Source organism: Bradyrhizobium sp. ISRA464 (assembly GCF_029910095.1).
Classification (GTDB): Bacteria; Pseudomonadota; Alphaproteobacteria; order Rhizobiales; family Xanthobacteraceae; genus Bradyrhizobium.
The window spans coordinates 7,063,641-7,084,165 of the sequence record NZ_CP094526.1 but is presented as its reverse complement, the minus strand read 5'-3'; the positions used below and the strand labels follow the sequence as shown (position 1 = coordinate 7,084,165).

At 64.2% G+C, this 20,525-nt stretch carries 18 protein-coding genes; 9 read left to right on the top strand and 9 right to left on the bottom strand.

The annotated features are described in order from the left end of the window. Positions 1–2: 2 nt before the first annotated feature. The 6 genes from MTX19_RS32850 (at position 3) to MTX19_RS32825 (ending at position 6,257) form a co-directional block, all read left to right on the top strand. Positions 3–1,088: an ABC transporter ATP-binding protein gene (locus MTX19_RS32850; RefSeq protein ID WP_280980930.1), complete on the top strand. Its 1,086-nt coding sequence runs from the start codon at positions 3–5 to the stop codon at positions 1,086–1,088. After that, positions 1,088–1,990 (top strand): sugar ABC transporter permease, encoded by a 903-nt coding sequence (locus MTX19_RS32845; protein ID WP_280980929.1) that lies wholly within the window; start codon positions 1,088–1,090, stop codon positions 1,988–1,990. Before MTX19_RS32850 ends, MTX19_RS32845 begins: the two co-directional genes overlap by 1 nt. Beyond that, on the top strand, positions 1,990–2,796 hold the full coding sequence (locus MTX19_RS32840) for a carbohydrate ABC transporter permease (RefSeq protein WP_280980928.1): 807 nt from the start codon (positions 1,990–1,992) through the stop codon (positions 2,794–2,796). The genes MTX19_RS32845 and MTX19_RS32840 overlap by 1 nt, the downstream gene beginning before the upstream one ends. A 191-nt stretch (positions 2,797–2,987) precedes the next feature. Further along, complete coding sequence (locus tag MTX19_RS32835; RefSeq protein WP_280980927.1) at positions 2,988–3,314, top strand: DUF2160 domain-containing protein; 327 nt, start codon at positions 2,988–2,990, stop codon at positions 3,312–3,314. A gap of 117 nt (positions 3,315–3,431) precedes the next feature. Beyond that, entirely contained in the window at positions 3,432–5,174 is a 1,743-nt protein-coding gene (locus MTX19_RS32830) for an ABC transporter substrate-binding protein (RefSeq protein WP_280984951.1), read from the top strand. A 372-nt stretch (positions 5,175–5,546) separates the two neighbouring features. Continuing rightward, complete coding sequence (locus MTX19_RS32825; RefSeq protein ID WP_280980926.1) at positions 5,547–6,257, top strand: hypothetical protein; 711 nt, start codon at positions 5,547–5,549, stop codon at positions 6,255–6,257. Between the two features lie 202 nt (positions 6,258–6,459). Here MTX19_RS32825 and MTX19_RS32820 read toward each other — a convergent pair whose 3' ends face one another. The 5 genes from MTX19_RS32820 to MTX19_RS32800 all read right to left on the bottom strand — a co-directional run bounded on the left by MTX19_RS32820 (position 6,460) and on the right by MTX19_RS32800 (position 11,844). Next, a complete protein-coding gene (locus tag MTX19_RS32820) occupies positions 6,460–7,290 on the bottom strand; it encodes a tetratricopeptide repeat protein (protein ID WP_280985657.1) in 831 nt (276 codons plus the stop codon). Between the two features lie 181 nt (positions 7,291–7,471). Then, entirely contained in the window at positions 7,472–8,575 is a 1,104-nt protein-coding gene (locus tag MTX19_RS32815; RefSeq protein ID WP_280980924.1) for an alkene reductase, read from the bottom strand. A gap of 87 nt (positions 8,576–8,662) precedes the next feature. After that, complete coding sequence (locus MTX19_RS32810; protein WP_280980923.1) at positions 8,663–9,523, bottom strand: SDR family oxidoreductase; 861 nt, start codon at positions 9,521–9,523, stop codon at positions 8,663–8,665. 238 nt (positions 9,524–9,761) lie between these two features. Next, the gene (locus MTX19_RS32805; RefSeq protein ID WP_280980922.1) at positions 9,762–10,265 is read right to left on the bottom strand and encodes a DUF1993 domain-containing protein; all 504 of its coding nucleotides are present in this window, start codon (positions 10,263–10,265) and stop codon (positions 9,762–9,764) included. 271 nt (positions 10,266–10,536) lie between these two features. Further along, positions 10,537–11,844, bottom strand: coding sequence for a lytic murein transglycosylase (locus MTX19_RS32800; protein WP_280985656.1), 1,308 nt, complete (start codon positions 11,842–11,844; stop codon positions 10,537–10,539). A 213-nt stretch (positions 11,845–12,057) separates the two neighbouring features. Here MTX19_RS32800 and MTX19_RS32795 point away from each other — a divergent pair, with 213 nt between their 5' ends. Next, positions 12,058–13,725, top strand: coding sequence for an ATP-binding protein (locus tag MTX19_RS32795; protein ID WP_280980920.1), 1,668 nt, complete (start codon positions 12,058–12,060; stop codon positions 13,723–13,725). Positions 13,726–13,878: 153 nt separating this feature from the next. Next, on the top strand, positions 13,879–14,811 hold the full coding sequence (htpX, locus tag MTX19_RS32790; RefSeq protein ID WP_280980919.1) for a zinc metalloprotease HtpX: 933 nt from the start codon (positions 13,879–13,881) through the stop codon (positions 14,809–14,811). A gap of 218 nt (positions 14,812–15,029) precedes the next feature. Here the strand turns inward: htpX and MTX19_RS32785 are convergent, their stop codons facing one another. From MTX19_RS32785 to MTX19_RS32770, 4 genes are all read right to left on the bottom strand, one after another. Then, entirely contained in the window at positions 15,030–15,980 is a 951-nt protein-coding gene (locus MTX19_RS32785) for an aldo/keto reductase (protein WP_280980918.1), read from the bottom strand. 602 nt (positions 15,981–16,582) lie between these two features. After that, positions 16,583–16,969, bottom strand: a complete 387-nt coding sequence (locus tag MTX19_RS32780) for an EF-hand domain-containing protein (RefSeq protein ID WP_280980917.1) — start codon at positions 16,967–16,969, stop codon at positions 16,583–16,585. Positions 16,970–17,243: 274 nt separating this feature from the next. Continuing rightward, positions 17,244–17,465 (bottom strand): hypothetical protein, encoded by a 222-nt coding sequence (locus MTX19_RS32775; RefSeq protein ID WP_280980916.1) that lies wholly within the window; start codon positions 17,463–17,465, stop codon positions 17,244–17,246. Positions 17,466–18,041: 576 nt separating this feature from the next. Continuing rightward, the gene (locus MTX19_RS32770) at positions 18,042–18,350 is read right to left on the bottom strand and encodes a hypothetical protein (RefSeq protein ID WP_348638237.1); all 309 of its coding nucleotides are present in this window, start codon (positions 18,348–18,350) and stop codon (positions 18,042–18,044) included. 632 nt (positions 18,351–18,982) lie between these two features. Between MTX19_RS32770 and MTX19_RS32765 the strand changes: the two genes are divergently transcribed. After that, on the top strand, positions 18,983–20,410 hold the full coding sequence (locus MTX19_RS32765) for an IS1182 family transposase (protein ID WP_280983057.1): 1,428 nt from the start codon (positions 18,983–18,985) through the stop codon (positions 20,408–20,410). The last annotated feature ends 115 nt before the right edge of the window (positions 20,411–20,525 follow it).

Sequence of the window (20,525 nt, the reverse complement as noted above, 5' to 3'; positions counted from 1 at the left end):
CGATGGCCCGCATTGACCTCGTCGACCTCGCGCACTCCTACGGTGGCAACGACGCGCCGCAGGAATCCTTTGCGCTGAAGCCGGTGACCATGACCTGGCGGCAGGGCGGTGCCTATGCGCTGCTCGGGCCCTCCGGCTGCGGCAAGACCACGCTGCTCAACCTGATCTCCGGCATCGTGACGCCGTCGCGCGGACAGATCCTGTTCGACGGCAAGGACATCACGCCGCTGTCGACGCAGAAGCGCAACATCGCACAGGTGTTCCAGTTCCCGGTGATCTACGACACCATGACGGTCGGCCAGAACCTGGCCTTCCCGCTGAAGAACCGCGGAGTGGCGAAGGCCGACGTCGATGCGCGCGTCAAGCAGATCGCCGACCTGCTCGACCTCAGCCCTTACCTCAAGCGCAAGGCGACGCGGCTGACCGCCGACGCCAAGCAGAAGATCTCGCTCGGCCGCGGCCTGGTGCGCTCCGACGTCGCCGCCGTGCTGTTCGACGAGCCGTTGACGGTGATCGATCCCGAGCTGAAATGGCAGCTGCGCTCCAAGCTGAAGGCGCTGCATCGCGAGCTCGATCTCACGATGATCTACGTCACCCACGATCAGACCGAGGCGCTGACCTTCGCCGACACCGTCGTCGTGATGCATGACGGCCGCGTGGTGCAGAGCGGCACGCCGGCCGAGCTGTTCGACAAGCCGGCGCACACCTTCGTCGGTTACTTCATCGGTTCGCCCGGCATGAACATCGTGCCGGCGGAAGTGAGCGGGCACGAGGCGCGGATCGACGGCCACATCATCGGCCTGCACCGCAATTACGGCGTCCTGCCGGCCGGCAAGAAGATCGAGGTCGGCGTGCGGCCTGAATTCGTCGATATCGGCGCACCAGCGTCGGGCCTGCTGTCGGCGACGATCGAGCGGATCGACGACCTCGGCCGTATCCGGTTCGCGCGCGTCCGCGTCGGCGACACCAAGTTCGCCGCGCGCGTGCCGCCGGGGTTCTCGGTTTCCGGCAGCACCGCCGGTTTGATCTTCGATCCGGCGCATATCCACGTCTATGCCGACAGCCATTTGGTCGAGGGGGTCGCCTGATGGACAAGACCGTCAACCAGAAAGCCTGGTTCCTGGTGCTGCCAGTGTTCCTGGTGGTCGCGTTCTCCGCGATCATCCCGCTGATGACCGTCGTGAACTATTCGATGCAGGACACGTTCGGCAACAACCAGTTCTTCTGGAACGGCGTCGGCTGGTTCAAGGAGCTGCTCGATCCGTCGACCGACCTCGGCGGCCGCTTCCTGGCCTCGCTCGGGCGCAATCTGTTCTTCTCGGCCGTTATTCTTGCGATCGAGGTACCGCTCGGCATCTTGGTCGCGCTGTCGATGCCGCGCGAGGGCTGGAGCGTCGCAGCCTGCCTCGTCATCCTGGCGCTGCCGCTTCTGATTCCGTGGAACGTGGTCGGCACGATCTGGCAGATCTTCGGCCGTCCCGACATCGGCCTGCTCGGCTATGTGCTGAACAGCCTGGGGATCAACTACAACTACGTCTCCAATGAGGTCGACGCCTGGGTCACGGTGATCGTGATGGACGTCTGGCACTGGACCAGCCTCGTTGCGCTCTTGTGCTATGCCGGCCTGAAGTCGATCCCCGACGCCTATTACCAGGCGGCGCAGATCGACGGCGCCTCGCGCTGGGCGGTGTTCAAGGCGATCCAGCTGCCGAAGATGCACCGCGTGCTTCTGATCGCCGTGCTGCTGCGCTTCATGGACAGCTTCATGATCTACACCGAGCCGTTCGTCGTCACCGGCGGCGGTCCGGGCAACTCCACGACCTTCATCTCGATCGAGCTCGTGAAGATCGCGCTCGGCCAGTTCGACCTCGGCAAGGCCGCGGCGCTGTCGCTGGTCTACAACCTGATCATCCTGATCGTGTGCTGGGTGTTCTACACCGTGATGACCAATGCCGGCGCCGAGCGCCCGGCCAAGGAAGGAGTGGCGTGATGCACTCGATCCCCGGCCGTCGCCTCATCATGGCGCTGTTCCTGGTCTTCCTGCTGTTGCCGATCTACTGGCTCGTCAACATGAGCTTCAAGACCAACACAGAGATCGTCTCGACGATGACGCTGTGGCCGCATGCGCCGACCTTGCAGCACTACAAGCGCATCTTCACCGAGGAGAGCTGGTATTCCGGCTACATCAACTCGCTGAAATACGTCATCATCAATACAATCATCTCGATCGCGGTGGCGCTGCCGGCGGCCTATGCGTTCTCGCGCTACCGCTTCCTCGGCGACAAGCACCTGTTCTTCTGGCTGCTGTCCAACCGCATGGCGCCGGCGGCGGTCTACGCGCTGCCGTTCTTCAACCTCTATTCGGCGATCGGCCTGTTCGATACGCCGTGGGCGGTTGCGCTCGCGCACTGCATCTTCAACGTTCCGCTGGCGGTGTGGATCCTCGAGGGCTTCGTCTCCGGCGTGCCGCGCGAGATCGACGAGACCGCGTTCCTCGACGGCTATTCGTTCCCGCGCTTCTTCATCAAGATCCTGGTGCCGCTGATCGCGAGCGGCATCGGCGTCGCGGCCTTCTTCTGCTTTATGTTCTCCTGGGTCGAACTTCTGCTCGCGCGCACGCTGACCTCGGTCGATGCAAAGCCGATTTCTGCCGTGATGACGCGCACGGTGTCGGCCGCCGGCATGGACTGGGGCCTGCTCGCGGCGGCCGGCGTCCTCACCATCATCCCGGGCGCACTCGTGATCTGGTTCGTCCGCAACTACATCGCGCGCGGCTTCGCGCTCGGCCGGGTATGAGGATCATCGTGAGAACATTAGGATGCAGCATCGATGTCGATCTTACCTCTCCCAAGGGGAGAGGTCGGATTTGGCGCGGAGCGGCAAATCCGGGTGAGGGGTCTTGTTCGTCCGAGAGACCGTACCCCCTCACCCCAGCCCTCTCCCCATGGGAGAGGGAGCACAACGCGTCGTGTGAAGGGAGGTGAGGCATGGACAGCATCGCATGGATGGCATGGACGTGGCCCACCGCGATCTTCTTCGTGCTGCTTGCCTGCACGCTGGGGGTGATGACCTGGCTTGCTATTGCCTATCCCGAAGCCGAGCGCGTCGGGGTGCTGCGCATTCCAACCACGCGCGGCGATCGTTTGTTCATTTCAATGGTGCTCGCCGCGGTGATCCACCTCGTGTGGATCGGCCTCGTCGGCATCGACCCGATTGCGACGCTCCCGATCGGGGAGGGCGTGGATATTACGAGCCTGTGGCTCGCTACACTGATTTCGCTTCTTTCGGCGGTGGTGATCTTTCGCACCGTCTGATGCAGGCGAAAAAGAGCAGATCCGGGGTCTACCCGGGCCTGGGGTACTTAGTTTGTCGCTGCAACCGGAGGAATCAACATGCGACACGTGAGAAGGACCAAGGGTAGTCTTCTGGCCATGACGAGCGCGCTCGCGCTGGTCGCGGCATCGGTGGCTATCGCCGCGCCGGCGCGCGCGGACGAGGCCGCCGCGAAGAAGTGGATCGACAGCGAATTCCAGCCGTCGACCCTCTCGAAGGAAGACCAGATGAAGGAGATGGAGTGGTTCATCAAGGCCGCTGCACCCTTCAAGGGCATGGAGATCCACGTTGTCTCCGAAACCCTAACCGTGCACCAATATGAATCCGAGAAGCTTGCTAAGGCGTTCGAGGAGATCACCGGCATCAAGGTCAAGCACGACATCATCCAGGAAGGCGACGTCGTCGAGAAGATCCAGACCCAGATGCAGTCCGGCAAGAACGTCTATGACGGCTGGATCAACGACTCCGACTTCATCGGTACCCACTTCCGCTACGGCCAGGCGGTCGACCTGACGGACTGGATGGCGAAGGACGGCAAGGACGTCACCGATCCGATGCTCGACGTCAACGACTTCATCGGCAAGTCGTTCACGACGGCGCCGAACGGCCACCTCTACCAGCTGCCAGACCAGCAGTTCGCGAACCTTTACTGGTTCCGCTATGACTGGTTCAGCAATCCGGAATACAAGGCCAAATTTAAGGCCAAGTACGGCTACGAGCTCGGCGTGCCCGTGAACTGGTCGGCCTATGAGGATATCGCCGACTTCTTCACCAACGACGTCAAGGAGATCAACGGCGTCAAGGTCTACGGCCATATGGACTATGGCAAGAAGGACCCGTCGCTCGGCTGGCGCTTCACCGACGCCTGGCTGTCGATGGCCGGCAACGGCGACAAGGGGCTCCCGAACGGCCTGCCGGTCGACGAATGGGGCATCCGCATGGAAGGCTGCCGTCCGGTCGGCTCGTCGGTCGAGCGCGGCGGCGACGTCAACGGCCCGGCGGCGGTCTATTCGATCGTCAAGTATCTCGACTGGATGAAGAAGTATGCTCCGCCGCAGGCGCAGGGCATGACCTTCTCCGAGTCGGGCCCGGTGCCCTCGCAGGGCAACATCGCGCAGCAGATCTTCTGGTACACCGCCTTCACCGCCGACATGGTGAAGCCGGGCCTGGCGGTGATGAACGCGGACGGTACGCCGAAGTGGCGTATGGCCCCGTCGCCGCACGGCGCGTACTGGAAGGACGGCATGAAGCTCGGCTACCAGGACGTCGGCTCGGCCACGCTTCTGAAGTCGACCCCGGTCGATCGCCGCAAGGCGGCCTGGCTCTATCTGCAGTTCATCGTCTCCAAGACGGTCAGCTTGAAGAAGAGCCATGTGGGTCTCACCTTCATTCGTGAATCCGACATCTGGGACAAGTCGTTCACCGAACGTGCGCCGAAGCTCGGCGGCCTGATCGAGTTCTACCGCTCGCCCGCGCGCGTGCAGTGGACCCCGACCGGCAACAACGTGCCTGACTATCCGAAGCTCGCACAGCTCTGGTGGCAGAACATCGGCGATGCGTCGTCCGGTGCGAAGACGCCGCAGCAGGCGATGGACGCGCTCGCAGCCGCTCAGGACTCGGTGATGGAGCGTCTGGAGAAGTCGGGCGTGCAGGGCGCCTGCGGTCCGAAGCTCAACAAGAAGGAGTCCAGGGAGTACTGGTTCGCCAAGTCGGAGAAGGATGGCAACATCGCGCCGCAGCGCAAGCTCGCCAACGAGAAGCCGAAGGGCGAGACCGTCGACTACGACACGCTGATCAAGTCGTGGCCGGCTTCGCCGCCGAAGCGCGCCTCGGCGAACTAAGCCGCAACACCGGGGCCGGGCGCGTCCCGGCCACCACGCGACAACGAGGCCGGGAGCGATCCCGGCCTTTTGCTTTGCGCGCGAGATTGCCGTATCGACGGTAGGGGAGCGGACTTCACGGTTGGCTGCCAGCTGAGAACGGGATGACGTTGGGGTGAATCGGTCCGGCGACGCAGACTCGCTGCACCTCTCCCGCTTGCGGGGGAGGTCGGATCGCATCGTGAGATGCGATCCGGGTGGGGGTTCTTTCCCCACGAAGGACGTCGACTGTGGAGATACCCCCACCCCGCCCCTCCCCCGCAAGCGGGAGAGGGAGCACACCTTCCTCGCAGCCACTATTTACCTAATCGCATCAGGATTCAGGAGTTCGCCATGCGCATGACGTTCCGTTGCGATCCGAGGCTCGCCGATCATTTGGTGCGGCCGTTTCCGGCGCGCAGCGCGTTGCCCGACTGGCTGCGTGCGATGCCGGCGAAGGCACATTCCGAGATCCACGGCCGCGAGATCCGCACGGTCAAGCAATGCCCGCCCTTCGTCGATGCAATGGCCTATGGGATGATGATTCCGCTGCCCTGCGACGTCAGGGTCGAGCGCGGGGCATTCGCCTGGGACTGGGACATTCCGGAGCCCGCGACCGAGGGCCATCCGCGCGCGCCGCTCAGCTTCCATCCTGTGGCGCAGTTCGCCGGTGCGCCGTTCGCAAAAGGCCAGCCCGCGCTCAAGTTCAACAGCTTCTGGACCATCGAGGTCCAGCCGGGCTGGTCGCTGTTTGCGACCCATCCGGTCAATCGCGACGATTTGCCGTTCCGCCTGATCTCCGGGCTGGTCGATGCCGACCGGTTTCACGATGGCGGCATCAATTTCCCGGCGGTCTGGACGCAGCCGGATTTTGCCGGCGTGCTGCCGAAGGGCACGCCGGTCGCGCAATGCTTTGCGGTGCCGCGCGAGGCGCCCGAGCTGGTGTTCGAGCCGTTCGACGCGGCGCACCAGCAGGCCTACTCCAAGGTCGTCTCCGACGTGCTGGCCGCGCCCAATGTCTATCGCAAGCATTTCCGCGCCAGGCGCGGGCGCCTAACCACCTAACGCGCGATCAGTCTTGGTCGAATCGACACGCCGCGGTTCACCTCTCCCCGTCGGGGAGAGGTCGGATTGCGCTCGGCGATGCGGAGCATCGTCCGTGCAATCCGGGTGAGGGGCTTTGCGCTCTCGATAGACCGTAACCCCTCACCCGATTTGCTGCGCAAATCGACCTCTCCCAAAGGGAGAGGTGACTCCTGACACCATTTCAGCTTAATCCAATTTCATCATGCTCCAGCGCCTTGCGCAGCGCGTCCTCGTCGAGCCACAGGCGGCCATGCGAGGCCGAGGTCAGCGCCATCGCGATCGATCCGAACAGTTGCGGACGCAGGCCGTAGGCGCGCGCGAACGCGCCGATCGCTGCATCGGGGGCGCCGCCGTCCTGCAGCGCGATTCCCAGATTGAGCGCAGCCTCGGCGTAATCGGGCTTGAGCTCGAGCGCCTTGCTGTAGGCGCGCGCGGCTCCATCATGATCGCGCAGGTCCTGCCGCGCCACGCCGAGATCGAACCACACCGAGGCCGGCGCGTCGCTCGCGGTGGCGAGCTCGAGCAGGTTCACGGCGTGCGCGAGGTCGCCATCCTCCCACGCCAACCGGCCGAGCCTTGCGGTTGCTTCCTGATGCTGCGGGATGACCGTGAGGATCGCCTCCCAGGCCTCGCGCGCTTGCGTTTTCCGGCCGGCCAGCTCGAGCGTGCGCGCCTTCTCGACAAAGACATCGCGCTGCGGCTTGAGTGCGATCGCGCGGTCGAGATGCGTCAGCGCCGCATCGAATTCGCCGCCGGCGCGCGCGATGCGGGCGGCGAGCAGCCGGGCCGCGACGTTGTTGGGGCGCCGCGCCAGGCTCGTCTCGATGTGCGTGCGTGCCGGCGCGATCTCGCCTTTGGCGAACCGCACCGCGGCCAGCAGATGGCTGAGCATCGGCTCGCCGGGCTCGCGCGCGAGACCGCGTTCGCAGAGCCCGATCGCTTCGTCATGCCGGCCGGCGTTGAAGGCAGCGGTCGCGCGGCGAACGATATCCTCGGCGTTATCCCTGCTCATCCCTTGCGCGATCGTATTGAGGCCTCATCCATACGGTTCATGCTACGCGGCGCCGGAGGTCATGGCCAGCGCTCACCGCGCGGCGGCGTGGCTGGCTAAGTCTCTCAACCGGCCATCGACGCATAAAAAAATCCAGGACGCGGGTGCGCCCCGGATCGCATGATGTTTCGGACGCCCGGGATTATTCCGCCGCTTCGGTCGCTTTTAGCGTTGGGTAGTCCGTGTAGCCCTTGGCGCCGCCGCCGTAGAAGGTGGCCTTGTCCCAATCGTTGAGGGGCGCGCCCTTCTTCAATCGCTCGACTAAATCGGGGTTGGAGATGAACGGCTTGCCGAAGGCGATCAGGTCGGCGGCGCCGGCATCCAGCACCTTGGTCGCCAGCGCGAGGTCGTAGCCGTTGTTGGCGATGTAGGCCTGCTTGAAGCGCTTGCGCAGCGAGCCGTAGTCGAACGGCGCGATGTCGCGAGGCCCACCGGTCGCGCCCTCGATGACGTGGATGTAAGCCAGCTTCAGCGCATTGAGGTGGTCGACGATGTAGTCGAACAGCGGCTGCGGGTTGGAGTCCGAGACGTCGTTGGACGGCGTCACCGGCGAGATGCGGATGCCGGTGCGGTCGGCGCCGGCTTCCGCCGCGACAGCCTTCGAGACCTCGAGCATCAGCTTCGCGCGGTTCTCGATCGATCCGCCGTAAGCATCGGTGCGCTTGTTGGTACCGTCCTTGGCGAACTGGTCGAGCAGATAGCCGTTGGCGCCGTGGATCTCGACGCCGTCGAAGCCGGCGGCCAACGCGTTCGCGGTGCCGCGCTTGAAGTCGTCGACGATCCCGGGAATTTCAGACAACTCCAGCGCGCGCGGTTCGGAGACATCGGCGAAGGTGCCGTTGACGAAGGTCTTGGTCTTGGCCTTGATCGCGCTGGGGGCCACTGGCGCGCCGCCGTTCGGCTGCAGCGCGACATGAGAGATACGGCCGACATGCCAGATCTGGATAAAGATGCGGCCGCTGCGCTCATGCACGCGGTCGGTGACCTTCTTCCAGGCTTCGACCTGCTCCTTCGAATAGATGCCGGGCGTGTCCTGGTAGCCCTGGCCCTGCTGCGAGACCTGGCTCGCCTCCGATATCAGGAGGCCGGCGGAGGCGCGCTGGGCGTAATAGTCCACGGCGAGCGGGCTCGGCACCATGCCGGGCGGCACCGCGCGGTTGCGCGTCAGCGGCGCCATCACCAGGCGGTTCGGCAGCGTCAGCGGGCCAAGCTTGAAGGGCTCGAAGAGTTTGGTCGATTGGCTCATCGGGAAGTATTCCAGGAAATGACGGATAGCGGACAGTTGTGCATTGCGGCGACAAGCGCAATGGCCGCGCCATTCGTATGCTGCAGGTTAGCCACGCACGATCCCGCCCATATGACCTGCGTCAAGGAACAGCGTGTGCGCGTTCACGTAGGAAGATTCGTTCGAAATCAGGAACAACGCGGTATAGGCGACCTCCCATCCAGTGCCCTGGCGGCCGAAAGGCACTGTCAATGCCCGATCCGCCCGCCTTCGGCTGGCGTCGCGGCCCATCGGCGTGTCCATGAAGCCGGGCGCGATCACATTGCAGCGAATGCCCCTGTCCTCGCCCGCGCGCGCGATCGCCCGGCCCAGCGCGATCTGCGCGGCCTTGGAGGATTCATAGGCCGGATTGCGGCCGCCCGCGCGCTGGCTCGCCATCGAGGAGATCAGGATGATCGCGCCGCCGGGCGCCATCACCTCCAGCGCCTTCTGCGCGAACAGCATGTGGCTGCGAACGTTGACGGCATAGTCGCGGTCCCACGCCTCTGCCGTCATGTTGGGCAGCGACAAGCCGCAGGAGATGCCGACATTCAGCGCCAGCCCGTCGAGCCCGCCGAGCCTCTCGGTGCAGCGCTCGACCGCAGGCGCGATCTGCGCAACGTCGGAGACGTCGACCACGTCGGTGAACGCCTTGCCGCCTTCGCGTGTGATCTGCGCGACGGTGTCGTCGGCGGCTTCCTTGTTGATGTCGAGGCACGCGACAGACGCGCCCTCGCGCGCGAACAGCACGCTCATCGCGCGGCCGTTGCCGATCGGCGGTTCCTCATCGACGGTGTTGCGCTGTCCCGCGCCGACCACGATGATGCGGCGGCCGGCGAGGCGGCCGTGGCTCTTCGCCTGCCCGAGTGACTCCGCGTGCAGCGAAGCGGAGGGATCGATGGATTTCGGCGCGTGGGTGGTGGCGGACATGGCGTGCTCCCTGACGTCTTGTTGTTGTCGGGAAGCACTAGCACGGCTGAGTGCGTGAGGCGAAAATCCCGCGTCGGGGAATATGCGGCGCCTCAACCTGCGATCCTCATCCCTGCGCAATGGCTTCGCCATTGTCGCTGGAGTAGCCGCAAAGCGGCGTCTCGAAGGATGCGGCCCGAGCGGGGCCTCATGGTTCGAGACGCGCGAAGACGCGCTCCTCACCATGAGGGGGCGCAAGTCAGCTCACGCCGAGGAAATCGCGCTTGCCGATCTCGACACCGTTGTGGCGCAGGATGCCGTAGGCGGTCGCGGCGTGGAAATAGAAGTTCGGGAAGGAGAACGCGCTGGCGAATTGCTGACCCGTCAGCGTGATGCTGCGGTCGGGGCCGGCCGGGAAGGTGACCTCCTTCGCATCACAGCCTTCGAACTGCGCCGGCTTGAACGACTTCACATAGTCGACGGTCTTGGCCAGCCGCTGCTTCAATTCGCCGAAGGTCTTTTCGGTGTCGGGCGTCGAGGGCACCTCGCTGTGCGTCAGCCGCGCGCAGCCCTTGGAGGCGAAATCGCAGACCAGCTGCACCTGCTTCGCGAGCGGCAGCATGTCGGGATAGAGCCGCGATCCCAAGAGCACCTCGGGCTGGATCTTCCTGGCCTCGCAATGCGCCTCCGCCTTGGTGAGCACGCCGGTGAGGCTGTTGAGCATTTGCAGGTAAGCGGGGACGACGGCGTCATAAAAGGACATGTGATGCTCTCTCGCTGCGGAAATCGGATGTGCCGAACGGCGATGCTGCACATGGGGCGGCAGGTGGAAGAATACAACTGCGAAGGGCTGTAATAGTTGGTCAAATATTCCAGGTCGCCTTCCCAATCCCGTCATCCCCGCGCAGCGGCGTCTCGAAGGATGAACGGCCCGGCCGGTGGCCGTCGATCCTTCGAGACGCGCGCGAGGGCGCGCTCCTCAGGACGACGGGGCAGGTGCAGCGTGCGCTACCTCGTGAGGGCCCGACGAGGTCTTACCGCATCCCCGGGAACGCGGCTTCCGTGGGCGACGGCGTGCGCGTCCCGCGCATCCGCGCCAAGAGGTCGGCGGTCGGCCAGGAATCCGCTGGCAGGCCGTATTTGAGCTGCATCGCCTTCACCGCGCTGCGGCTCGCCTGTCCCAGCACGCCGTCGACCTTGCCGACATCGAAGCCGGCGCGCACCAGAAGCCCTTGCAGCTCCTTGATCTCGTGGAACGGCAGTTGCGCGACCGGCCCGTGGGGGCGCTGCATCGGCGGGCTGCCTGCGATGCGGCTGGCGAGATAGCCGGCGGTGGTCGAATAGATCAGCGAGTTATTCCACTCGGTGTAGGCGGCGAAATTCGCGTAGGCGAGAAACGCCGGCCCCATCCGGCCCATCGGCAGCAGCAGCGACGCCGGCATGTCGTCGTTCGGCAGCGGCTTGCCATCGCTCATGGTGACGCCGAGCGAAGCCCATTTCGCGCGCGGCAGCTTGATGGTCAGGTCGGCCTGGTCCCAAGGGAAACTTGCGAAGTTCGCCGCCTGCGGCACGCGCACCTCCTGCAGCCACGGTTCGCCGCGCCGCCACTTCAATCCGTTGGCGATGTAGTTCGCAGTCGAGCCGATCACGTCGGGTCCGCTACTGAGCAGATTGCGATGGCCGTCGCCGTCGTAATCGACGGCGTAGTTGACGTAATGCGTCGGCAGGAATTGCGTCTGGCCGAGCTCGCCGGCCCAGGAGCCGATCATCTCGTCGGGGGTGAGGTCGCCGCGATCGATGATCTTCAGCGCCGCGATGGTTTCGCCCTGGAACATCTCGGAGCGGCGGCAATCATAGGCGAGCGACACCAGCGATTTCAGCGTCGGCAGATTGCCCATTTGGGCGCCGAAATCGCTCTCCAGTCCCCAGAACGCGGCGATCACCGCGGGCGGCACACCATACTCCTTCTCGGCGCGCGCAAAGGCTGCAGCGTAGGTCCTGATGTACTGCTGGCCCTGCTGCATGCGATAGGTCGCGGCCATGCGGCCGGCGAACTGGGTGAATAGCTGGCCGAACACGCGCTGGCCGCGGTCGCGATTGACGATGCCCTGGTCGTAGACGAGGTAGGGCGAGGCCTCCGCGATGGTCTGCTGCGAAACGCCGGCCGCGACGGCCCTTTGCTTCAGCTCGGCGAGAAAGCGGTCGAAGCTCTGCCCGTTGTGGCATGACGCGGCCCGCGGCGAGGCCACGGCCGGCCGCGGCTTCGCAGGCAGGGGTTTTACGGGTGGCGGAAACGGCTGTTGCGCCGACGCGACGGATGAAAGGGCCAGCGCAGCCGTCATCGCAGCGATCGTCATCGGGACGCGGGGGGAGCATGCTGGCATCGATGTCACCGGGCTGGGGGAGGCGAAAAGGCTCGTCCTGCATACACCAGCTCGACGCGGCGCAACAACGGGGTAGACTATTTGGGCGTCGGCGCGGCCATCCGCCGCCGCTATGATCGGCAGGTGATTCGCGGGCAGGGGTCGGCGGATCCGTCACGCCCGGAGGGACCCATGTGGAGTTTTCTCGAGCGTCTCTTGGACTCGTCGACGCTTTCGCCTCATGGCATCTGCCTGCTGTGGGAGCCGGAGCTGATCTGGCTTCATGTCATTTCCGACGCGATCATTGCGGCGTCGTATTTCTCGATTCCGTTTGCGCTCGCGATCGTCGTTTACAAGCGCCGCGATTTCCAGTTCGGCTGGATGGCCTGGCCGTTCGCCACCTTCATCCTCGCCTGCGGACTGACGCACGTGTTCGCGATCTACACGCTGTGGGTCCCGGTCTACGGTCTCGAGGGCCTGATCAAGGCGCTCACCGCCATCGCCTCGATCTTCACCGCGGTGCTGCTGTGGCCGCTGATCCCGAGGGTGCTGGCGATCCCGACCGCAGCGCAGTTGCGCGAGGCGCATATCGCGCTCGCGGAGGAGGGACGGCAGCGCCAGCGCTCGGAGGTGCTGCTGCAGCGCTTCCGCGAGGCCGAGGCCAACGAGAACAAGATCCGCCAGGCGCAGAAGATGGAGGCGGTCGGCCAGCTCACCGGCGGCATCGCGCACGACTTCAACAACATCCTCACCGTGATCACCGGCACGATCGACATCCTCGCCGAGGCGGTGACGCACAACCGGCAGCTCGCCGAGATCACCGGCCTGATCCGCGACGCCGCCGAGCGCGGTGCGTCGCTGACGCGGCATCTGCTAGCGTTCGCGCGGCGGCAGCCGTTGCAGCCGACCGACGTCGACGTCAATGCGCTGATCGCCGACACGATCGAGCTGTTGCGGCCGACCATCGGCGATCGTGTCGACATCGATCTGCGCGCCGCGCCCGACCTGCCGCGCGCGCTGGTCGATTCCAACCAGCTCGTCACCGCGATCATCAATCTGGCGCTGAACTCACGCGACGCGATGCCCAAGGGCGGCACGCTCCTGATCGAGACCCGCGCCGCCGAGCTCAAGCCGGCCGACGTGCATGGCCATGACGGGCTCGCCGCCGGCGACTATGTCGCGATCGCGCTGACCGACACCGGCCACGGCATCGCGGAAGCCGATCTGCCGAAGGTCTTTGAGCCGTTCTTCACCACCAAGGATGTCGGCAAGGGCACCGGGCTCGGCTTGAGCATGGTCTACGGCTTCGTCAAGCAGTCCAACGGCCACATCACCCTCGACAGCACGGTCGGCCGCGGCACGCGCGTCGTGCTCTATCTGCCGCGCGCCGCCGCAACGTCGCAGCCGGCCTTGGCCGACAAGCGGCAGCCGGATCTGCGCGGCGCGCAGGAGATCGTGCTCGTCGTCGACGACGACAAGCTGGTGCGCTCCTACGTGCTCACGCAGATCGAAAGCCTCGGTTACACGCCGCTGTCGGCCAACAATTGCCCCGAGGCGCTGGCCGTGCTGGACAGCGGCGCGCCGGTCGATCTGCTGTTCACCGACGTCATCATGCCCGGTGCGATGAACGGGCGCGACCTCGCGACCGAGGCGCAGAAGCGGCGGCCCGGTTTGCGTGTGTTGTTCACGTCGGGTTACACCGAGAATACCCTTGACCAGGACGGCAGGCTCGACGAGGGCATCCTGTTCCTGGCAAAGCCCTACAGCCGCGCCGAGCTCGCACGGATGCTGCGCGTCGCGTTGCGCGAAACCGAGCCGAAGGCCGTACGTGAGACGGCTGCCGGCGTGGTGGACGGATAGCGGCCCGGCGGTCCCAGGACGGGACGGATGACCGATTGTTAAGCTTGCCCGCGTCGCCGCGACGCAGCGGTTCCGCTTGCGGCGCGAGCCGCCGAATCCCTACCTGAATGGCGTCAGTTGTGGCAGCATTCCCGCTGCCTTCAGGGGACCACGATGAACCATGTCCGCACCGCGCTCCTGCTTGCCGGCCTCACCGCTTTGTTCATGGGCGTCGGCTATCTGATCGGCGGCGGTGCCGGCGCTATCATCGCGCTTCTGGTCGCGGCTGCGACCAATCTGTTCACCTACTGGAATTCCGACCGCATGGTGCTGTCGATGTACGGCGCCCATCAGGTCGACCGGCAGTCCGCGCCGGAGCTCACCGATCTCGTCGCCGAGCTCGCCCGGCGCGCAAGCTTGCCGATGCCGCGCGTGTTCCTGATGGACGAGGCGCAGCCCAACGCGTTCGCGACCGGCCGCAACCCGGAGAATGCGGCGGTCGCCGTCACGACCGGCCTGATCCGCCAGCTCAGCCGCGAGGAGCTCGCCGGCGTGATCGCGCACGAGCTCGCGCATATCAAGCATCACGACACGCTGACGATGACGATCACCGCGACGATCGCCGGCGCGATCTCGATGCTGGCGCAATTCGGCATGTTCTTCGGCAACCGCAGCAGCAACAACGGCCCGGGCATCATCGGCTCGATCGCGATGATGATCCTGGCGCCGCTCGGCGCCATGCTGGTGCAGATGGCGATCAGCCGCACTCGTGAATACGCCGCAGACAATTATGGCGCGCGCATCGTCGGACAGCCGATGTGGCTGGCGTCCGCACTCACCAAGATCGAGAACGCCGCTGATCAGGTGCCGAACATGGAGGCCGAGCGCAATCCCGCGACCGCGCACATGTTCATCATCAACCCGCTGTCGGGCCACGGCGTCGACAATCTGTTTGCCACCCATCCCTCGACCGCGAACCGCATTGCGGCGCTGCAGCAGCTCGCCGCCGAGCTCGGCGCGCAGGTCGCGCCGCGCTCCGCGCCGACGGGCTATCCGCCGCGCGGTCCGTGGGGCGGCTCGTCCACTCCTCGTGGTCCGTGGGGCTAGGTTCACCTCTCCCTTGGGAGAGGTCGATTTGCGCAGCAAATCGGGTGAGGGGTTACGGTCTATCGAGAGCGCAGGCCCTCACCCGGATTGCACCGGACGATGCTTCGCATCGCCGAGCGCAATCCGACCTCTCCCCGGCGGGGAGAGGTGAACCGAAACCGCGGCGAGCCGCTTCAATCACAACTCATTCAGCCTTGGCGCGCGAGCGCCGGTTCGTTCTACGCGCTCGCTGCGTCCAGGCGTTCGATCTGATTTTTCGTCAGCTCGAGCCTGGTTGCCGCGACAAGCGTCGCGACGTGCTCGGGCTTGGTCGCACTGGCAATCGGCGCGGTGACGGACGGCTTGGCCATCAGCCAGGCGAGCGCGATCGCGGCAGGCTCGGCGCGGGTTTCAGCGGAGATCTCGTCGAGGCAGGCCAAGATGCGCTTGCCGCCCGGATTCATGTATTTTGGAATGCTGCGCGCCCCACGCGGGCTCTTGGCAAAGTCGCTCTCCGAGCGATACTTGCCGGTCAGAAATCCCGCGGCGAGAGAGAAGAACGTGATCACGCCGACCTCGTTGTCCTCGCAGACACGTTGCAGCGCGCCTTCGTAGCTCGACCGCTCCACCAGGCTGTATTCGGGCTGCATGGTTTCGTAGCGGGGCAGCCCGTTCGCCCTGGAAATCTCAAGCGCGCTCTTCAGCCGCTCCGCGGAGAAGTTCGATGCTCCGATCGCCCGGACCTTGCCGGCCTTGATCAGCTTGTCGTAGGCCGCGAGCGTCTCTTCCTGCGGGGTCGCCTCATCATCCTTGTGGGATTGGTACAGGTCGATGGTATCGGTCTGCAGCCGTCGCAGCGAGTCCTCGACGGCGCGCGCGATATAGTCCGGCTTCAGCCCGACATTGCCGTTGCCCATGTCCATGCCGACCTTGGTGGCGAGGATGACGCGATCGCGGTTGCCGCGCGCCTTCATCCATTTGCCGATGATCGTCTCGGACTCGCCGCCGCTATGGCCCGGCACCCAGCGCGAATAGACGTCTGCCGTATCCAGAAACGTCAGCCCGTGTTCGAGCACCGTGTCGAGCAATCGAAAGGATGAAGTCTCGTCCACCGTCCAGCCGAAGACATTGCAGCCGAAGCACAGGGGAGGAACGGTGAGGCCGGAGCGGCCGAGCGGGCGATGCTTCATGAGTTTTCTTTCGCTTGTTCTTGATCGGAGGCCCAGGACACTGGGGCAGATTGGCCTTGTTGGCAAGGCGCGAAGTTCCGGACATCAGGCCGCTCATCGACCATGATTAGTCTCCCGATGCCTTGCGGACCTCTCCGGACATCAGGTTCAAGGCAGCCGCGTCTTCGGCGCTAAACTGACGCTCGATCAAACTTGCCGCCCACCCTTCCGGTATGGCGTCGAGCACTCGGTCTACGGCGTCTTCCCGCGACGTTGCCGCAAGCCAAATCTGCCGTTCGCCGTCATCAGTTGTAACGCGAACCAGATGAACCTCATGGGCGCGTTTGCGTTCCATGTCGCGACAAGCGGGTCGCACCGAGGTTAGTTCCTAACATATGTTAGTGAGAGAACCGCAAGGCGACACCCGACTACGGTCAAAAGGCGGACTTAAGCCAAAGGTGACCGTGAGGTCTGCTTTGGGGGTCAATTGCGGACATCCGGGTCGCGGCACGCGGACCGACAGATTGATCTATCTCAAGATTGCATCCGAAACGCGGGGCAGTTTGCCTTCGAAAGGCGAGGCAGCTGTTCTGATTGCACCTCAGGCTGCCGCGGGAAGCCGATCACCTCGTCCCGTGGATGAACGCTTGCATCTCCTCCAGCGTAAGCTTGCCGTCTTTATTGGTGTCCATTGCCCTGAATATTCGTTCGTGAGCTGCCTGAAACTCCTGCAACGAGATGGTCCCGTCGCCGTCGGCGTCCATCAAGGCAAACATCATGCGCATCATGAAGGGCGGCCCCATCATGCCGCGACCCATCATATGTCCCATCATGGCCTCACCCATCATGCCTCCATGCCCCATCATGCCCCCGCCGTCCTGACCCGTGGGATGCGATTGCATTTGTTGGTGATCCGATTGGCGCGGCATCTGATCCTGTGCCGAGACACCGGCAGTGCCGTAGGCCAGTATGAGAGCAGATGTCGTCAATCCCAAGATCTGCCTGTACATGGAAACCTCCTCGGAAGCGTCACCATCGTCCGATCATTCCGCCCCAATCATGTAATTTTATCACTCTCCGCCAAGGCAGCAGATCACAATGTTTGCAATGGGTAAAAACGGGCAACATGGGGCGGCGCGCGTCAGAAGAGCAGGCGGCACGATCGCGGACGCACGTTTCACGAGATGCCGCGCGCAACTGCCTTGTCGCTGGGCTGGATCACTTGCAGCGAATGTCCGAGAGCGCCTGATTGCCGCACTGAGATCGAAGTCGAGGAAATGATTGCTATCGCATTTCCAGCTCGCTGATCGCCCGTGCCGAAATCTCTGCGGGGTCTTCGATACCGGTTTCCGCGACCTTGATGATCGTCTTCGCGATGATCTCCGTGAGCGGGTCGTCGCCGTCCCTGACGCAGAGCGTATGCAGCGCGCGCTCGTAAGCCGAGAGGATGCGTGTGATTTCCTTCGGCTCCATGTTGCGGGTCTGCAAGTCCAGGTAACTAGACATCTTTTCTCACCCTCCCAACCCATGCAGGTGATCAAGGCATCATACTACATGTTAGGCGAACCTCCACGATAGCAGTAAGTCGCTGTGCGCGCGCCGAGCGCAAATGGCCCCGCAAGACAGCACACCCGTGGTTCGGCGCCGATATCGGCCGGGCGGGTGCGCACACGGAATGGCCCCAGCCTTTCAGGTTAACTCCTCAAGGAGGCCCTAAACTGGGACCATCGGTCTTGCCCGGATCGAAGGTGGTGCAGACACGGACCGATCGTGCCCAACCCAAACGAGCACGCATTAGCCCATGTGAATCGAGATGTTCTAATCGGCTTGCACGAACGTCCTGCCCCGGGGACGACGCCTGTCTATTTCCGCGGGTTGGTCCATCCACCTGCGCAGTCGCGCAGGCATTGGCGATACGTCGCAACGCGGGCGTCCGGACCAGAAAGGGGTGGTCGGGTTGGGCCATCCGGCATTTTTCGAGTTCCCGTTACGCGCACCCCTGCAGCCGCTGTGCCTGCGCGCAATCCATTTGTTCGATCCGGTGGTGCGGCGCGAATATGCAGATCTGCGCCGACAACTGCTCTAGCTGCCTGACGTCAGCGCAAGCTCCAGCAATGCAATCCGTTGCAGCGCGTCGACTTCGCGTTCGCCGTCATGCGCGGTGCGCAGGATCGATTCCGCGATCAGGGTGATCTGCGAGGTGCTGACGGGATCGGGTAGCGTCGCGACCGAGGATTCCAGCGCCCGGGACATCAGCTCGATCACTTCAGGAGAAAATGCAGCATCGGGAAAATTCTTCATTACTGAGGCCGTCGCGTTGACATGCAGCTGCCCCCGCCGCGACCCTAACTCTGAAGACGACGCGCCGGTTCCGGCGCCGGAGGCGCGCAAAATCGTGTGATCTGCCGGAACTGTTTTGCCCGACGAGGCAACTCGGTCAAAGACCTGTCAAGACCTCTCGCGCAAAATATTTCTGTTTTTCAGAATCGCAACTCAGTGTATGAATAGCCCGTCTCACCCGCTTGAGGGGCGCTTCGCGATCGTCACGAGTGTTGGGTCGAGATGCGGTGGACGCCTCACGTGCAACTGACGAGTGCGCATGGGGCGGACGGCGAAATCGTGCAGACCTGACGCCCCAGTGGCAGGTGTCTCATCAGTAAGGGGCAAGACCTCGCACTGATGACGGTGACAACAAAGCCCAGTCTCGCCGGGGAGAGCACGTATAAGCCGTAAACCATCGCGCAGGGAAAGCCGGAGTGTTTTCCGGTTTCACCTGTGGTCCTACCTCCGGTGCTTTTTGTTGCACCGGACCCATGGGTGCGATCGGCACCCGGCTTTCCCTGCGCCCTCTGCTTCCAGAGCGGCGAAGATGGCACCAAACCTCGGACGCATCGCGCCGCGAGAATGCGAGCGTATGACTCACAAGCCGCGCAACAAACTCACTGTCGTCCTGGCTTTCCAGGCCGTGCAAAAACCACGGTCTGATGTTGGATTTGGGAGGCAGAGACGGATTCGGGGGCAGGATGGCACACATCGTTGGCCAATCGCGCTATCAGGCGACGTTGTATCCCGAGACGTTGGACGAGGTGATCGCGGCAGACAGCGCGGTGCGCGTCATTGACGGTTTTGTGGACAGCCTGGACCTTGCCGGGCTGGGTTTCTCGAACGTTGAGGCGGAGGCGACGGGGCGGCCGCCTTACGATCCGCGCGATCTGTTGAAGCTTTATGTCTACGGGTATCTGAACCAGATGCGTTCGAGCCGGCGGCTTGAGCGTGAGGCTCGGCGCAATGTCGAAGTGTTCTGGCTGATCAACCGGGTGAGGCCGGTGTTCAAGACCATTGCGGACTTCCGCAAGGACTATCCTGAGGCGATTGCCGGGGTCTGCCGGGCCTTTATAAAGTTCTGCCGCGAGCAATCGGTGTTTGGAGGCGAAGTCCTGGCGATCGACGGGAGCAAGATTGCTGCGGCGGCGAGCCGCAAGCAGGTGATCACCAAGGCGAAGCTTGCGGAGCGGGATGCGGCGATCGAGCGCAAGATCGCCGACTACCTGACGGCGATGGATGAGGCCGACGCCGAGGAGACGCCGCTTGAGCCGACCAAGACCGACGTGGCTGCAGCCCTTGCCGCGTTGAGGGCTCAGCGGGCTGAATTGCAGCAGCAGGCCGAACAGCTGGTTCAGGAAGGGCTCAAGCAGAAGGTGCTGGGTGAGCCTGAGGCCAAGCTCATGCGCACGCCGCGCGGCCATCAGGTTGCCTACAATGCACAGATCGCGGTCGATGCCCAGCATGACATGATCGTTGCGTTCGATCTGACCAACGAGGGCAACGATCTGCAGCAACTCCACCCGATGGCCCGGCAGGGCAAGGCGGCCGTCGGCGCCGATCAGGTGAGCGTCGTTGCCGATACCGGCTATGCCAACGGCGCGCACGGCAAGCAATGTGAGCAGGACGGGATCACCGCGATCGTACCGCATGGCGAGCGGGTCAATCCGAAGGGCAAGCAATACTTCAGCCGCGATCAGTTCAGCTACGCCCGAGAGAGCGACAGCTGGGGTTGCCCTGCCGGTGAGGTCCTCCAACTCTTCAAGACCTCCCACACCAAACAGAAGAAGGAATATCGGACGCAAGCCTGCCCGGCCTGTCCGCTGAAATCGCAATGCACCGAGGCGGCGCAGCGGATCATCGTGCGCGGCTTCCATGACGATGACCGCGAGGCCATGCATCAGCGGGCGATCGCCGATCCAAGCTGGATGAGGCTCCGCCGCGAAGTCGCCGAGCATCCGTTCGCGACCATCAAATGGTTGATGGGAACCCCGCGCTTCCTCGTCCGCGGATTGCGCAAAGCCAAAGCCGAACTGGCGCTCAGCATCATCGCCTACAACCTCAAGAGACTGATTGCCATCAAGAGCGTACCCGCTCTGCTCAAGGCGCTCCGGCCTTGTCCAGCTTGAGGGTGCCCTCCTCGTTCTCAGCTCCAGGCACCGCGCCGACATTTTTGCACGGCCTGGACAGCCAGGACCCATTACCCCAAATGTCGGTTGTCGCGCGATGCTGGGGCCAAGATCG

Excerpts from the sequence above, each read along its gene's own strand:
- MTX19_RS32840 (WP_280980928.1), top strand. The coding sequence starts at position 1,990 with ATGCACTCGATCCCCGGCCGTCGCCTCATCATGGCGCTGTTCCTGGTC.
- MTX19_RS32845 (WP_280980929.1), top strand. The coding sequence starts at position 1,088 with ATGGACAAGACCGTCAACCAGAAAGCCTGGTTCCTGGTGCTGCCAGTG.
- MTX19_RS32815 (WP_280980924.1), bottom strand. The coding sequence starts at position 8,575 with ATGAGCCAATCGACCAAACTCTTCGAGCCCTTCAAGCTTGGCCCGCTG.
- MTX19_RS32785 (WP_280980918.1), bottom strand. The coding sequence starts at position 15,980 with ATGAAGCATCGCCCGCTCGGCCGCTCCGGCCTCACCGTTCCTCCCCTG.
- MTX19_RS32795 (WP_280980920.1), top strand. The coding sequence starts at position 12,058 with ATGTGGAGTTTTCTCGAGCGTCTCTTGGACTCGTCGACGCTTTCGCCT.
- MTX19_RS32830 (WP_280984951.1), top strand. The coding sequence starts at position 3,432 with ATGACGAGCGCGCTCGCGCTGGTCGCGGCATCGGTGGCTATCGCCGCG.
- MTX19_RS32810 (WP_280980923.1), bottom strand. The coding sequence starts at position 9,523 with ATGTCCGCCACCACCCACGCGCCGAAATCCATCGATCCCTCCGCTTCG.
- htpX (WP_280980919.1), top strand. The coding sequence starts at position 13,879 with ATGAACCATGTCCGCACCGCGCTCCTGCTTGCCGGCCTCACCGCTTTG.
- MTX19_RS32825 (WP_280980926.1), top strand. The coding sequence starts at position 5,547 with ATGCGCATGACGTTCCGTTGCGATCCGAGGCTCGCCGATCATTTGGTG.
- MTX19_RS32765 (WP_280983057.1), top strand. The coding sequence starts at position 18,983 with ATGGCACACATCGTTGGCCAATCGCGCTATCAGGCGACGTTGTATCCC.
- MTX19_RS32805 (WP_280980922.1), bottom strand. The coding sequence starts at position 10,265 with ATGTCCTTTTATGACGCCGTCGTCCCCGCTTACCTGCAAATGCTCAAC.
- MTX19_RS32850 (WP_280980930.1), top strand. The coding sequence starts at position 3 with ATGGCCCGCATTGACCTCGTCGACCTCGCGCACTCCTACGGTGGCAAC.
- MTX19_RS32820 (WP_280985657.1), bottom strand. The coding sequence starts at position 7,290 with ATGAGCAGGGATAACGCCGAGGATATCGTTCGCCGCGCGACCGCTGCC.
- MTX19_RS32800 (WP_280985656.1), bottom strand. The coding sequence starts at position 11,844 with ATGACGGCTGCGCTGGCCCTTTCATCCGTCGCGTCGGCGCAACAGCCG.
- MTX19_RS32835 (WP_280980927.1), top strand. The coding sequence starts at position 2,988 with ATGGACAGCATCGCATGGATGGCATGGACGTGGCCCACCGCGATCTTC.
- MTX19_RS32775 (WP_280980916.1), bottom strand. The coding sequence starts at position 17,465 with ATGTCTAGTTACCTGGACTTGCAGACCCGCAACATGGAGCCGAAGGAA.
- MTX19_RS32780 (WP_280980917.1), bottom strand. The coding sequence starts at position 16,969 with ATGTACAGGCAGATCTTGGGATTGACGACATCTGCTCTCATACTGGCC.